15 protein-coding genes are annotated in these 14,662 nt (G+C 40.5%); 10 read left to right on the top strand and 5 right to left on the bottom strand.

Annotated features, from left to right (window positions below; genetic code table 11):
• Window positions 1-2: 2 nt before the first annotated feature.
• From AB9K32_RS11510 to AB9K32_RS11525, 4 genes are all read right to left on the bottom strand, one after another.
• Window positions 3-335 (bottom strand): DUF3291 domain-containing protein, encoded by a 333-nt coding sequence (locus AB9K32_RS11510; protein ID WP_224834881.1) that lies wholly within the window; start codon window positions 333-335, stop codon window positions 3-5.
• Between the two features lie 210 nt (window positions 336-545).
• Window positions 546-2,501 carry a GNAT family N-acetyltransferase gene (locus tag AB9K32_RS11515; protein ID WP_369885245.1) on the bottom strand — a complete coding sequence of 652 codons (1,956 nt, stop codon included), beginning with the start codon at window positions 2,499-2,501 and terminating at the stop codon, window positions 546-548.
• A gap of 144 nt (window positions 2,502-2,645) precedes the next feature.
• On the bottom strand, window positions 2,646-3,749 hold the full coding sequence (locus AB9K32_RS11520) for a serine hydrolase domain-containing protein (RefSeq protein WP_369885246.1): 1,104 nt from the start codon (window positions 3,747-3,749) through the stop codon (window positions 2,646-2,648).
• A gap of 215 nt (window positions 3,750-3,964) precedes the next feature.
• Window positions 3,965-4,345, bottom strand: coding sequence for a LysM peptidoglycan-binding domain-containing protein (locus tag AB9K32_RS11525; protein ID WP_224834878.1), 381 nt, complete (start codon window positions 4,343-4,345; stop codon window positions 3,965-3,967).
• 421 nt (window positions 4,346-4,766) lie between these two features.
• Between AB9K32_RS11525 and rpsA the strand changes: the two genes are divergently transcribed.
• The 10 genes from rpsA to AB9K32_RS11575 all read left to right on the top strand — a co-directional run bounded on the left by rpsA (window position 4,767) and on the right by AB9K32_RS11575 (window position 14,062).
• The gene (rpsA, locus tag AB9K32_RS11530; protein ID WP_224834877.1) at window positions 4,767-6,605 is read left to right on the top strand and encodes a 30S ribosomal protein S1; all 1,839 of its coding nucleotides are present in this window, start codon (window positions 4,767-4,769) and stop codon (window positions 6,603-6,605) included.
• Between the two features lie 115 nt (window positions 6,606-6,720).
• Window positions 6,721-7,257: a bifunctional pyr operon transcriptional regulator/uracil phosphoribosyltransferase PyrR gene (pyrR, locus tag AB9K32_RS11535; RefSeq protein ID WP_224834876.1), complete on the top strand. Its 537-nt coding sequence runs from the start codon at window positions 6,721-6,723 to the stop codon at window positions 7,255-7,257.
• 6 nt (window positions 7,258-7,263) lie between these two features.
• The gene (locus AB9K32_RS11540) at window positions 7,264-8,190 is read left to right on the top strand and encodes an aspartate carbamoyltransferase catalytic subunit (protein ID WP_369885247.1); all 927 of its coding nucleotides are present in this window, start codon (window positions 7,264-7,266) and stop codon (window positions 8,188-8,190) included.
• A 3-nt stretch (window positions 8,191-8,193) separates the two neighbouring features.
• Window positions 8,194-8,526, top strand: a complete 333-nt coding sequence (locus AB9K32_RS11545) for a ribonuclease Z (protein WP_293295933.1) — start codon at window positions 8,194-8,196, stop codon at window positions 8,524-8,526.
• 32 nt (window positions 8,527-8,558) lie between these two features.
• Window positions 8,559-8,924 (top strand): four helix bundle protein, encoded by a 366-nt coding sequence (locus tag AB9K32_RS11550; protein WP_293295931.1) that lies wholly within the window; start codon window positions 8,559-8,561, stop codon window positions 8,922-8,924.
• Window positions 8,925-8,961: 37 nt separating this feature from the next.
• The gene (locus tag AB9K32_RS11555; protein WP_369885248.1) at window positions 8,962-9,873 is read left to right on the top strand and encodes a ribonuclease Z; all 912 of its coding nucleotides are present in this window, start codon (window positions 8,962-8,964) and stop codon (window positions 9,871-9,873) included.
• 65 nt (window positions 9,874-9,938) lie between these two features.
• Entirely contained in the window at window positions 9,939-10,586 is a 648-nt protein-coding gene (pdxH, locus tag AB9K32_RS11560; RefSeq protein ID WP_224834872.1) for a pyridoxamine 5'-phosphate oxidase, read from the top strand.
• Between the two features lie 12 nt (window positions 10,587-10,598).
• Window positions 10,599-11,087, top strand: a complete 489-nt coding sequence (locus tag AB9K32_RS11565; RefSeq protein ID WP_369885249.1) for a histidine phosphatase family protein — start codon at window positions 10,599-10,601, stop codon at window positions 11,085-11,087.
• Window positions 11,088-13,163 (top strand): polyphosphate kinase 1, encoded by a 2,076-nt coding sequence (ppk1, locus tag AB9K32_RS11570; RefSeq protein WP_369885250.1) that lies wholly within the window; start codon window positions 11,088-11,090, stop codon window positions 13,161-13,163.
• A gap of 11 nt (window positions 13,164-13,174) precedes the next feature.
• Window positions 13,175-14,062, top strand: coding sequence for a Ppx/GppA phosphatase family protein (locus AB9K32_RS11575; RefSeq protein ID WP_369885251.1), 888 nt, complete (start codon window positions 13,175-13,177; stop codon window positions 14,060-14,062).
• Here AB9K32_RS11575 and AB9K32_RS11580 read toward each other — a convergent pair.
• A complete protein-coding gene (locus AB9K32_RS11580) occupies window positions 14,059-14,640 on the bottom strand; it encodes a tRNA-(ms[2]io[6]A)-hydroxylase (protein WP_369885252.1) in 582 nt (193 codons plus the stop codon). The two genes, AB9K32_RS11575 and AB9K32_RS11580, sit on opposite strands and share 4 nt — an antisense overlap.
• Between the last annotated feature and the right edge of the window lie 22 nt (window positions 14,641-14,662).

The following is a 14,662-nucleotide window of genomic DNA, read 5'->3' on the forward strand; positions in this document are numbered from 1 at the left end:
GTTTAATATTTAATAGAATGTCCCGTTTCAAGAAGCTTCTTTGCTTCTTTCCAGTTAGGTAATTTTTCAGAATCAACAGTTACGGTCCTAATTTCCCGGGCAATCTGTTTGCCGATTTTCATCGCCTCTAAATGAGCTCCGCTTTTGGTAAATTGTTTTAGTTCTTTTTCACTTTCCCATAGGGTCATCGTGTAATGGGTATTCCATAATCCTCTTTTTTTAAAATCTTTGCAGTTTGTTGCTTTTAACTGTTTAATAACTTTTAGAGCGTTAGCCGATAATGCGAAAAATTTCAGTGGTCCTTTTAAGCGGATTGATGTTATTGTTGCTTTCATGTTGTAATTGTTGCTCTGTTCAACTATAGATTGATTTTAATAAAGATTACGAAAGCTCGTGATTTTTAATTACAATTACAGTTCGGGATGTATACTTACCTGTTTTGACTTTACCTATGCCCATTTTGAATTGATGATTCATCTCGCTTTGACCGATATTGCCAAAAAAGTCTTAAGGTATCCTTCAGAAGAGATAAATAATAAACAAGGTTATTTGATCAAGTTAATGTGCCGGATATTTTTCATTATCTCAATTCGATTGATCAGAGAATCAATGATCAATGCATAAAGTTCATCGCCCAAGAGTTCATCCTCTACCCCAAAATCAATGTTCGGGTTGTCGTTTACCTCTATCACATACACTTTATTGTCCACAAATTTAAGGTCTACCCCGTACAATCCATCCCCAATTAACGAAGATGCTTTCACAGCTGTATTTAAGATCTGTTCCGGTACCTGTTCTATGGCCACGGTTTCATGGTTTCCGGACTTTTCTTCCTCTTCGCTGCTCCAATTATAAATTTGCCAATGATCTTTGGTCATAAAATACTTGCAGGCATATATTGGCTTGTTGTCCAGCACTCCTATTCTCCAATCGAAGTCCGAGTATAGAAATTCCTGTCCAATTACCATATCCGTTTTTTTAAAAAGGGACTTTAGTTGGTGTATTGCTTCGGTTTTATCGTTCACTTTTATCACCCCCAAGGAGAATGCGCTATCGGGCTGCTTTAAAACGGCCGGATAGTTCAACTGTTCCAGAATGTTATCTTCGGACATATTTTTTGTAAGGGCAATGGTCTTGGGTGTCCTGATTTTATTTTTCTTAAAGAGTTCATGCTGATAAATCTTATTCGAACACCGTAAAATGGACCAAGGGTCGTCTATTACCACCAAACCTTCTGCATAGGCCAAACGGGAAAGTTCGTAGGTATAATGGTTTACATTGGTGGTTTCGCGTATCAAAAGTGCGTCGAACTCGTTTATTTTATTGATGTCGTTCTTGCTTATAAACTCCACATACATCCCTTTTTTGTTTGCGGTTTTGCGGAATTTTTCAAGGGCCTCCTTATTGGATGGCGGATATTCCTCAAAGGGGTTGATCAATATGGCAAGATCGTACTTGTAATTGTTCAACTTTGGAAAATGGTACCGCTTTTTATTGAAGTATTTTTGGGCGGCATGGTACACCATATCTTTCTTTTCGGTGTTTAGGTCCTTAAAAGTCAAGACCTTTATATTTTTAATGATCCATTTTTCCGCTTTAATAAAATTGATGGAGAACAACGGGACTTCAAAAACCTGAAACAATTTGGTAGCCAATGTTTTGTATGCAGAAATAGATGTTTGTCCAAAATAGACTTCCAATAGGATGCTTTCCCCTTTATCCTTGCCAAGAACACGGTTTACTTGTTCGTTGAGCTCGTATGAAAGGGATTGCACCACATTGGCCAATTGCACATCTTTAATTGTGGACGAACTCGGAATGGCGCGCTGTCCTCTAGCCGATGCTAGTAAAGATACATAGTACCCAAAACTTTGATACTTGTACGAACTGCACAAATTAAAAACCCTAAAATTCGAATTGTTCTGGTACAATGGGTTATTGATGTAATCCTTTACCGAAATCACCGTTGCCTTTATTTCGGATTTCTCCCAAGAATAAGGTCTATCGATAACGATTAGGTTTTTAGTGTCGTGGTCTGTGCTGGCTGATCCTATTCGTATACCCATTTTAAGGGCATCTTCGTTGGGTTGGTAGTAATCTCTCAGTGTTTTAATCACCAAAAACCCGTTGGAGAGATACCAATCCACCAGTTTTTCATTTTTGGCCCTAACCTCTAAGGTGATGCTCGTAAAATTTTTGGACAAAGCAAATGCTTTTATATGCTCTAAAATTTTGGAGCCAATGCCATAATTTCGAAATTCGGGTAAAATACTGATTGAGTACAGCCGGAGCATGTGCTTGTATTTGAACAAAATGGCGGAGCCGATCCTTTTACCTGTAATGTCTGCATCTTCCACAACCATTATTTCCTGAAAAGAACTCTTGATCCCCTTTTTTAAATTGGCCTTTGTAGTTTGCTGAAAATCAGGGAACGATTTCTTTTCGAGCATTAAAAGGAAATCGACATCATTATGGTCCGCTATGCGAAAATATAACTTCATCTAATTGGAATATGCTGATCTAGGAGCCTGTCTACTAGTACAGTTTTAAAGGTAAAGGTATAATTCATTTGAATACACTGATCAAATAAAAATTGGTGTTTACCGATTAAATGAAGTTGTTTTTTTTTGATTTAAGATGGTAATCTAAAGAGTATCCATAAGCCCAAAACAAAGTTGGTCAATATGTATCATGGGGTCTCCGAGTGCAGAAACGTTGGATAGTACAATAACCCCATTCTTGTTTTTCGTATTCATAACCAAACAGGAGGTATAACCGCCCGTTCCTCCATTATGCCAAATCCACTTTTCGCCTGATGGTTCCGTGCGTATGTGCCAACCTAAACCAATACTGGATCTATCCTTAATGGTATGGGTCTTGGTTCTGGTAAGTGCCAAAGTTTCATCATTTTCCTGAAATTGCGCCATAACAAACTTGGAGAGATCTTCTGTGGTAGAAATAATATCCCCAGCACCGGATAGCGATGCCAAGTTCCAGTTTTTCACAGGTTTACCTTCAGGACTTTGGCCTTCGACTAAAAAAGTGGATACATTTTCGCTCCCGATAGTGCTGTTGGGCATATTATATTTTAAAAATATTCTTTCCTGGAGCAGCTGGTTCAAGGTTTTTTTTCCAATTTTAGATAAGGTATGGCCCAATAGTCCAGCCCCTAAATTGGAATACTCGTATGTGCCATCTTCATTGAAAGACAATTCCATTTCGTAGGCCAAATATGTTTTTAACTTTTCACTGTCGTAGGAAGCAAATGGATCTTGGTTATTAATGTCAAAGTCAAGGTTGGAGGGCATGCGTGGAAGGCCCGAAGTGTGGTTCGCCAAGGCCTTGAAAGTAATGTCTTGCCCATTGTTGAATTCAAAATCATAGTAGGGGTTTATGGAATCGTCCAGCTGTACTTTGTTTTCCAGAACAAAGTCCGCAAGTAGGGTAGCATTGAAAACTTTCGTGATAGATCCAATCTCAAATGCATTTTGTTGATTTTCAATGGTAAAAATGGTGTCGTTCCTTTTTTCGACACCGTAAAATTTCACATTGCCATTTTCAATAAGAGCAAATGCAAGTTGGGTATTATCGGGAAATACTTTGCTATGTTCAAAAATCAGCTCGGATTGTATGTCCGTTATCCTTTCATCATTCAGGGTTTGATTGTTGACTATTTTGTTTGTCTGCGAATTATCGCAACTCAAAACCAGAGAAAGGATGGTAAAAAGAAGTAAAAATAAATTTTTCATGGTAAGATTTGATGTGTGCCCAACGTTTGATTTATCCTAAAGGGATACGTTTAAATTCGGAGTCGGTTACAATGGCTGACCCTTACCTTTTTGAGTTTTATTTTTTCAAAAACCAAAAGACGCCCAAAGGGCGCCTTTTTAGTTTATAATATCACATCGGACGGAGTCGAGATATGAATAAATAAGTTCTCGACTGCGCTCGAACTGACCATGTTTTACAAATTCGGAATCACCAAAACCTGATCGGGGTGGATTACATTGGGGTCTTTTAAAATATTGGTGTTGGCATCAAAAATTTTGGTGTACTTCATCGGGTCGCCATAATAATGTTTGGCAATCTTGCTCAACGACTCACCGCTCTTTACGGTATGTCTGTGGTAAACGGATTCGTCTTCAACGGTGATGTTGGCCTTGATGTCGGAAGGTTTTTCTCCGCCGATTTCCTTGATTTTGTCCCACAGTAGATTTTTCTCATATTGGGTATGGGTCGTACCTTTAATTTTAATAATGTCGCCCTCAACATTTACATCACCATTTTTAACTCCCAATTGTTCGCCTAGATCCAATACTGGCTGATATTTTGCTTTTACACTCATAATTAAGATTTTTTACAGTTAATAATTAGAGGTTTCAAGATAGGCAATCCGCTTATATTTTACCATGAATTATTTGTAATACTTTTAATGGTCTTTAATGGATCAATCGTATATATTGCTTCTAGGATAAGGTTTCATACCGGTATGGGAATTCCATCGCACAGTGATCCAAGGTTTTGATCCAAACCGTGGGTATAGCCAATTAAATACAAGCCTTAGTTTTGAAAGGCATTAACAAGTCATCATTTTTTCATTGAAAACCATATGTGTAGGCTTTGTGAATCAATAATTTAATTGTATTTTTGCACACCTTTTTAACAAGGAGGCAAGAGAAAAGGGAATCTAGAAAATTATTTAAAACCACTTCCGCGGTAATTGTTTGACTCTTGTAAAACGTGGAATACAAATTTAAATCAGCAGCATGGCTGAAGAAAAACAAAACGTTGAGGTAGAAGAAACTGCCGCAGCACCAGTAGTAAAAGAAGAAACACAGCCCAAACAAGATCCACAAGAATTTCTTGAAAATTTTGACTGGGACAAGTACGAAGAAGGAATTGAGCGTGTAGATGATACAAAGCTTAAAGAGTTCGAAACGCTTGTGGAGGAAAACTTTGTGGACACTGCGGACGAGGAAGTAGTGGAAGGAAAAGTTGTTCACATGACTGACCGTGAGGCCATCATCGACATCAATGCAAAATCCGAAGGCGTAATTTCCTTAAATGAGTTCCGATATAATCCAGACCTAAAAGTTGGGGATAAAGTCGAGGTGCTTATAGATATTCGCGAAGACAAGACCGGTCAATTGGTATTGTCTCACCGTAAGGCTAGAACCATTAAGGCTTGGGAGCGTGTCAACAACGCACACGACAAAGAAGAAATCGTTACCGGTTTCGTTAAATGCCGTACCAAAGGTGGTATGATTGTTGACGTATTCGGAATCGAAGCTTTCTTGCCAGGTTCCCAGATCGATGTGAAGCCTATCCGTGATTACGATCAGTACGTAGGTAAGACCATGGAGTTCAAAGTAGTAAAAATCAACCACGAGTTCAAAAACGTAGTGGTGTCGCACAAAGCTTTGATCGAAGCGGATATCGAAGAACAGAAAAAAGAGATCATCGGCCAATTGGAAAAAGGTCAAGTATTGGAAGGTGTGGTCAAGAACATTACATCTTATGGGGTATTTATCGACCTTGGAGGTGTGGATGGTTTGGTTCACATTACCGATCTTTCCTGGAGCCGTATCAACCATCCGAACGAGGTTGTGGAGCTAGACCAGAAATTGAACGTGGTAATCTTGGACTTCGATGATAACAAGTCTAGAATCCAGTTGGGTCTTAAACAATTGGAGAAACACCCATGGGATGCCCTTGGCGATGAGATCAAAGTAGGTGACAAAGTTAAAGGTAAGGTAGTGGTAATCGCAGATTACGGTGCATTTATCGAAGTTGCCGAAGGCGTAGAAGGATTGATCCACGTTTCTGAAATGTCGTGGAGCACCCACCTAAGATCAGCACAAGACTTCGTAAACGTAGGTGATGAAGTTGAAGCTGTTGTATTGACCTTGGACAGGGAAGATCGCAAAATGTCGTTGGGCATCAAGCAATTGACCCCAGACCCATGGACCGATATTACTACTAAATATCCTGTAGGGTCAAGACATAAAGGAATCGTTAGAAACTTTACCAACTTTGGTGTATTCGTAGAGTTGGAAGAAGGAATCGATGGTTTGATTTATATCTCCGACCTTTCATGGACCAAGAAAATCAAGCACCCATCCGAGTTTGTTACCGTAGGTGACACTTTGGAGGTGGAAGTATTGGAATTGGACGTGGATGGACGAAAGTTGAGCCTTGGTCACAAGCAGACCACAGAAAACCCTTGGGATAAATACTCCGAGGAGTTTGCTGAAGGAACAATTCACAAAGCTGCAATTGCAGAGGTTGTTGACAAAGGAGCGACTATCAACTTCAACGAGGACATCGTTGGGTTTGTTCCACAACGTCACATGGAAAAAGAAGACGGCAAGAAATTGGTAAAAGGAGAAGAGGCCGAATTCAAGATCATCGAGTTCAATAAAGATTTCAAGAGAGTTGTGGCCAGCCACACGGCAATCTTTAGAGAGCAAGAAGACAGAAATGTGAAAGCCGCTGCCAAGAAAAGAGCCACGTCTAGCGACGAAGCTGCTCCGACCCTTGGAGATGCCAACTCACAGTTGCAAGCATTGAAAGACAAGATGGAAGCCGATTCCAAGAAAAAGTAATCGGACTTTTCAATGATACTAAGCCCCGCTGGAAACAGTCGGGGCTTTTTTATGTTCCGAACATTTTAAAGAATTGCTTACTTTTGTGGTCAACCGAGTTGGTCGCACACAGCATATGAGTCAAAAAGTACTGCTTACTTCAAAGGAAATCAACATCATACTGCACCGGTTGGCCTGTCAGCTAATGGAAAACCATTTGGATTTTGCCAATACCGCACTCATAGGTATTCAGCCCAGAGGCGTTTTTTTGGCAGAAAGATTGGTGAAAATCCTCAAAAAAGAATACAAAGTCAAACATATTGACCTTGGTTTCTTGGACATCACATTTTTTAGGGACGATTTTGGACGAGGGGAAATCCTTAAGGCCAATTCCACACAAATGAATTTTTTGGTAGAGGACAAAAAAGTAGTGTTTATAGATGATGTTCTTTACACAGGAAGAAGTATCCGGGCGGCCCTTACCGCCATCCAATCCTTTGGAAGACCGAGCAATATTGAACTTTTAACCTTGATCGATCGTAGATTTAGCAGGCATTTGCCCATTCAGCCGACCTACCGGGGCCGACAAGTGGATGCCATAAACGAAGAAAAAGTAAAAGTGATGTGGCAAGAAAACGACGGCGAAGATAAAGTATATTTAGTAAGCAAATAATAGATAATGAGCGAGTTAAGTGTAAATCACTTGTTGGGAATAAAATATCTGAACAAAAAGGATATATCGCTCATTTTTGAAACGGCAGACCATTTTAAGGAGGTCATCAACCGTTCCATTAAAAAGGTGCCTACCCTTCGGGATATTACCATTGCCAACATCTTTTTTGAGAACAGTACCCGAACGAAATTATCTTTCGAGTTGGCAGAGAAACGACTTTCCGCCGATGTGGTCAATTTCTCGGCAGGACAATCTTCCGTTAAAAAAGGGGAGACCCTTATTGATACCGTAAATAATATCCTGTCCATGAAAGTGGATATGGTAGTGATGCGCCACCCTAACCCTGGAGCAGGAATATTTTTATCCCAACATGTAAATGCCTCCATCGTAAATGCAGGGGACGGAGCCCATGAACACCCAACACAAGCATTGTTGGATTCTTTTTCTATAAGAGAGAAACTGGGCGACGTAGGTGGTAAGAATGTAGTGATAGTAGGTGATATTCTACATTCCAGAGTAGCACTCTCCAATATATTTGCCTTAAAATTACAAGGCGCCAATGTTAAAGTTTGTGGCCCAAAAACACTGATTCCAAAATACATAGAGTCCTTGGGTGTAGGGGTGGAGACCAATTTGAGAAAAGCCTTGGAATGGTGCGATGTGGCCAACATGCTTCGGGTACAGAACGAACGGATGGATATCAGTTATTTTCCTTCCACCAGAGAATACACCCAACAGTTTGGGGTGAACAAGGAGCTGTTGAACAGTTTGTACAAAGAAATTGTGATTATGCATCCAGGTCCCATTAATAGAGGTGTGGAAATTACCAGCGATGTGGCCGATTCCGATCAGTCCATTATTTTGCATCAGGTTGAGAATGGTGTGGCCGTTCGAATGGCGGTACTTTACCTATTGGCATCAAAAATTAAGTAAGACATGATTTTCGATAAAGAAGGCACAACAACCATAGTTTTCCAAGAGAACACAACCCTTTCTGGTTTTCTGGAAAATTTGAACAAAGCCTACCCAAAATTAAAGCATGATAACATAGTTATCAATCTATTTTCCTTTGACCAGCTGACGGTGAGCAACATTCTCGAGTTTTTGGATATTTCCAACACTCACAAGGCATCAGGACAATCTTTTGTTTTGGTTACAGATAAACTGGGTTACGACGAAATACCGGAAGAGATCAGTGTGGTACCCACCTTGCAAGAAGCCAAAGACCTTATCGAAATGGAAGAAATTGAACGTGACCTTGGAATTTAAAATTAAAGATGAAGAATTGAAAATGCTATTGCTTGGGTAGACAAAATACTATACAAAAGAAGAGTTTTGATTTTGCCTTGGAAATTTTGCGGATTACCAAGTATTTGGAAAAAAAGCAAAAGGAGTTTGTGTTGTCAAAACAGTTATTGAGGTCAGGAACCGCAATTGGTGCATTGGTCAGAGAAGCAGAGCATGCTGAGAGCAAAAAAGATTTTATCCATAAGATGTCTATTTCTTTAAAAGAAGCAAATGAGACAAGGTATTGGCTGGATCTTTTAAGAGAATCCGATTCAATTGGAGATTTGGATTTTAGTAAGGTTGATGACGAAATAGAGCAAATAATTCGACTGCTGGCTTCTATCGTAAAATCATCCAAGTTGAATTACTCTAAAACGTAATGGGAATTTTTAACTTTCCATTTTAAATTTATTATTTGTGAAACTAACAGTGTTAGGTTGCTATGCCGCTACACCACGAACATTTACCAATCCTACCTCTCAGGTACTCGAAATAAAGAACCATCTTTTTTTGATCGATTGTGGTGAAGGGACCCAAGTCCAATTGAGAAAATATAAGATCAAGTTCTCCAGAATCAACCATATTTTTATTTCACATCTCCATGGCGATCACTTTTTTGGTTTGCCTGGCCTTATATCCACTTTCCGATTACTGGGCAGAGATAAAGAAATGCACATTTACGGTCCTAAAGGCATTAAACAGGCCATTACTGTACTTTTAAAATTGGGCGATTCTTGGACCAATTACCCTTTGGTCTTCCATGAATTGGAATCGAAAGAATCCGAAATTGTCTACGAAGACGAAAAGGTGACCGTGCGTACCATTCCATTGATCCACAGAGTGTATACCAATGGATTCCTATTTCAAGAAAAAGAAGCGCCCAGGACTCTGAATATTGATGCGGCCAGAAAACATGGAGTAGATAAAAGTCAGTTCATTAAAATAAAGGAAGGGGTCGATGGTCTGGATAAGTTTGGTAAGACGGTGCCCAATAAACAACTCACTTTAGATCCACCAGCACCAAAAAGTTATGCTTTTTGCAGCGATACGGTTTATAATGAAGGGATTTTGCCCATTATAAAAGATGTCACCGTGCTCTATCACGAATCCACTTTTCTTGAGTCGGAATCGCATTTGTGCGAAAAAACAAAACATGCCACGGCCAAACAGGCAGCTCAAATTGCCCATAAGGCCAACGCAAGTCTTTTGGTGTTGGGACATTATTCCACTAGGTACAGATCAATTGAGCTTTTTAAAAAGGAGGCCAAAGAGGTTTTTCCTGTAGTGGAACTCGCCGACGACGGTAAAGAGTTTGACTTTGGAGTATAAAAAATTACCATTCTTTTACAGGCGCATGGCTTTGAGTTGAATCTATTTTTGACGAACTTCACAACATGCAAAAAGACCTGAGCAATTATAGAAAATCTTACGAAAAAAGTGAGTTGACCGAGGCAACCGTAAAGGAAAACCCCCTTGAGCAATTCCAAAAATGGTTCTACGAAGTTGAAGCCTCGGACGGCGTGGACGAACCTAATGCCATGACGGTATCTACCCTTGGCCTGGATGGATTTCCAAAAAGTAGAGTAGTGCTGATGAAGAAGTTTACTTTCGAGGGCTTTATATTTTACACCAACTACCAAAGTGAAAAAGGCAAGGCCATCGAGGCCAATCCATCCATATGCCTATCCTTTTTTTGGCCAAACATGGAACGTCAAGTGATCATAAAGGGCAAAGCAGAAAAAATTGCCGAGAATCTATCCGATGGTTATTTTGAATCGCGACCTACTGGGAGTCAACTTGGAGCGGTGGTTTCCGACCAAAGCGAAGTAGTGCCTTCCCGGGACTATCTCGAAAAAAAACTAAAGGAGCTGGAACAAAAGTATGAAGGACAGGAAGTGCCACGACCCGAATATTGGGGAGGTTATTTGGTAAGGCCCATATCCATAGAATTTTGGCAGGGACGCCCCAACAGGCTCCACGATAGGATACGATATACACTTCAAGATGATTATGATTGGAAAATAGAACGGTTGGCCCCCTAAACCCTATAAACGATGAAACAACTGATATTGATGCGTCATGGGAAATCCTCTTGGGATTACGATGCTTCCGATAAGGACAGGCCTTTAAAGGAGCGTGGTATCAACGATGCCCATTTGGTGTCCAAAACCTTTAAACTCCACGCTCCGCAAATGGATTTTATATATTCCAGTCCGGCGAATCGTGCACTGCACACCAGTATGATTTTTGTTAGAAATCTCGACTTTGATCTTTCCAATTTTAGAATAAATAATGAGTTATACGATTTTTCGGGAGATAATGTGGAGAGGTTTGTACATCGATTGGACAACAATTTGAAAACAGTGGCCATATTTGGTCACAACTACGCCTTTACTTCACTTGCAAATACATGGGGAGATCAGTATATTGAAAACGTTCCCACGGCAGGACTTGTGCACATTACATTTGGTGTGGACGATTGGTCCAAAATATCCAAGGGCATTACAAAGCAAATGGTCTTTCCAAAACACTTGAAAAAATAGATGGTAAAAACAAAGAACGAATATATCAACAGGGAAATCAGTTGGCTGCAATTTAACGCCAGGGTGCTGCAAGAGAGCAAAGATCCTAGGGTTCCATTGATCGACCGATTACGGTTTCTAGGGATTTTCAGTAACAATTTGGATGAATTCTTCAAGGTTCGCTATGCTACGGTTAAACGAATCGTTGACGCGGGAAAAACGGGAAAGAGTGTTTTAGGGGGAGAAAAGGCCAAAGATTTGTTAGAGGAAATCACCAAAATAGTGATCGATCAACAGGCCCGTAGTCTGGTTATCTTCAAGGAGATTGACAGAGAGCTTAGGGAGAAGAACATTTTTATAATTCGAGAAACCGAGGTCAACCAAAATCAGGCCGAATTTATAAGGGACTATTTCTTTAAAAAGGTGAATCAAGAATTAATGACCATTATCTTGAACGACCTTACGGAATTTCCACTTTTGAAGGATACGGCAGCTTATTTGGCCGTAAAGATCGTAATGAAAAACGGTTCTCCCGGAGGAAAACACAATCGATATGCACTGATCGAAATTCCAAAAGGTATCGACCGTTTTGTGGTTTTGCCCAAAGAGGGAGATAAGGACTATGTGATCATGCTGGACGATCTTATTCGTTTTTGCTTGGACAGTGTTTTTACCATGTTCGATTTTGAATCCATTTCCGCGCACATGATCAAGATTACCAGAGATGCCGAGTTGGATATCGATAATGATTTAAGTAAAAGTTTTATCGAGAAAATTTCTTCGAGTGTAGAACACAGAAAAATAAGCGACCCGGTTCGCTTTGTTTACGATAAAAGTATCGACAAGGACACTCTTCAGTTCCTAAAGGAAAAAATGGACATTATGGATACCGATAGTGTTATTCCCGGTGGACGTTACCATAACAGAAGGGATTATATGGGTTTTCCGAGCTTGGGGCGCCAAGACCTTATGTACGACAAAATAGAACCTTTGCCGGTAAAAGGGCTGAGCATGAAAGGGAGCTTGTTGGATATTATCGCGCATAAGGACTATATGATCTATGCTCCTTACCATACATTTAGTTATGTCACCAAATTTTTGCGCGAGGCGGCCCTGGACCCCCAAGTCCGTAGCATTAAAATCACCATTTATCGATTGGCCAGCGATAGCCAAATAGCCTCGGCATTGGTAAACGCGGTAAAAAATGGAAAGCAGGTAACCGTACAGATAGAACTGCAGGCCAGGTTCGATGAGCAGAACAATATCGAATATGCCAATTATCTACAGGACGAAGGTGTACAGTTGATTTTTGGCGTGCCCGGCTTAAAGGTGCACAGTAAGATCTGTTTGGTGGAGCGCGAGGAAGATAGCGGGCTAAAACGATATGGGTTTATAAGTACCGGTAATTTTAACGAGTCCACGGCAAAAATCTATACAGATTACACCTTGTTTACCGCCCATCAGGGCATATTAAAGGATATGAACAAAGTGTTCGGATTCTTTGAGACCAATTACAAGATCAACAAGTACAAACACTTGATCGTATCACCACACTACACAAAATCAACTTTTATGAAGTTGATCGATAGGGAAATAGCCTGCGCACGCGAAGGAAAAGAGGCCTACATTAAAATAAAGATGAACAGTCTTACCTCCTATAAAATGGTAGATAAGCTGTACGAGGCCAGTAGGGCCGGGGTAAAAATAAAAATGATTGTCCGCGGAATCTGCTGCTTAATTCCCGGTGTCGAGGGAATGAGCGAGAATATTGAGGCCATAAGTGTAGTGGATAAGTTTTTGGAACACCCCAGGCTATTTATTTTTGGAAACGGGGGAGACCCGAAAATTTATATATCCTCCGCAGATTGGATGACACGTAACCTTGATTTTAGGGTAGAGGTGGGTTGCCCTATTTATGATGAGGACATCCGACAAGAACTACTGGATACTTTTGAGATTTCCTGGAACGATAACTCAAAGGCCAGAATATTTTCGGCCAAACACGACAACGCCTACAGAAAACGGTCCAAGGGAGCGGCCGAGTTTAGGTCGCAGTTTGAAGTGTACGATTATTACAAGCGAAAACTGGAATCTTAAGATCACTGGATTTGGTAATAAAGAAATTTGCAGCTATCGATATTGGTTCCAACGCGGTCAGATTGTTGATCAACAATGTAATCGAGTACCAAGATAGGCCCACTAAGTTCAAAAAAAGTGAATTGGTCAGGGTGCCGGTTCGTTTGGGGGAAGATGCCTTTTTGAACGGTGAAATCTCCGAACGGAACCTTGATCGATTGGTAAAGACCATGCAGTCCTTTAAACTTTTAATGGACGTTTATGGTGTGGAAAAATACATGGCCTGTGCCACTTCGGCACTTAGGGAAGCCAAAAACGGGAAGCAGGTAATAACTAGGGTAAGAAAGGGATCGGGGGTCGATATTCAGATCATCGATGGTAAAGAGGAAGCATCGATCATTGCTTCGACCGATCTTAAGGATATTATTAAAAATGATAGGCTCTACCTGTATGTGGATGTAGGGGGCGGCAGTACGGAATTTACTATAATCGACAAGGGGTTGCCTATTTTTTCCAAATCATTTAAAATAGGTACGCTCCGGATTTTAAACAATTTGGTGAATGATGCAGTTTGGGACGAGATAAAAACCTGGATCAAATCCAATCTCCCTTCGGATGCCACCGTCGAAATTATTGGTTCTGGCGGAAACATAAATAAATTGCACAAAATGTCCGGTAGAAAGGTCGGTCAGCCCCTTTCCTATATTTGGTTGAATGCCCAATACCATTTTTTGGACAGTATGGCCTACGAAGACAGGATTTCGGAACTTGGCCTAAATCAAGACCGTGCAGATGTAATTATACCCGCGACCAAAATATTCTTAAACGCAGCAAAGTGGAGCAAGGCCAAAAAAATTCTTGTTCCAAAAATTGGTCTTGCCGATGGTATGATCAAAACTTTGTACCATAAAGAGGATTAACCGTGCATGGTTTCCTTTTTGCCGAGGTCTTTCATTAATTGAGCTTCTTGTTCCAACAGCGCTTCCCATTTTTGATCGACTTCCTCTCGATTTCCGTATTTGCGCGCAAACCTTAAAAACATGGTGTAGTGATTGGCTTCACTTACCATTAAGTTGCGATAAAACTCGGACAGTTCTTCGTCGTTAATCTCTTCTGATAGCAATCTAAAACGTTCGCAACTACGAGCCTCTATCAATGCAGCATACAAGAGTTTGTGTACCAAATGTGTTTCCCTGCTTCCACCTTTTGGGAAAAACTTCATGAGTTCTATAACGTACTCATCCTTGCGTTCACGGCCCAATACCCATCCCCGCTGTATAATTTTATCATGGACCATGTTAAAATGCCCCATCTCCTCACGGGCGAGGGCCGTCATTTCCTTTACCAATTCCGACTTTTCTGGAAAACCAATGATCAGGGAAATAGCGGTACTTGCCGCTTTTTGCTCGCAATAGGCATGATCTGTCAAAATTTCTTCGATGTTCTTTTCAACAATGTTCACCCATCGTGGGTCCGTTGGTAGTTTTAGGCCTAACATGTATCAGTTTTAAATTTATGGA

The sequence above is a fragment of the Allomuricauda sp. XS_ASV26 genome (assembly GCF_041224615.1).
Classification (GTDB): domain Bacteria; phylum Bacteroidota; class Bacteroidia; order Flavobacteriales; family Flavobacteriaceae; genus Flagellimonas; species Flagellimonas alginolytica.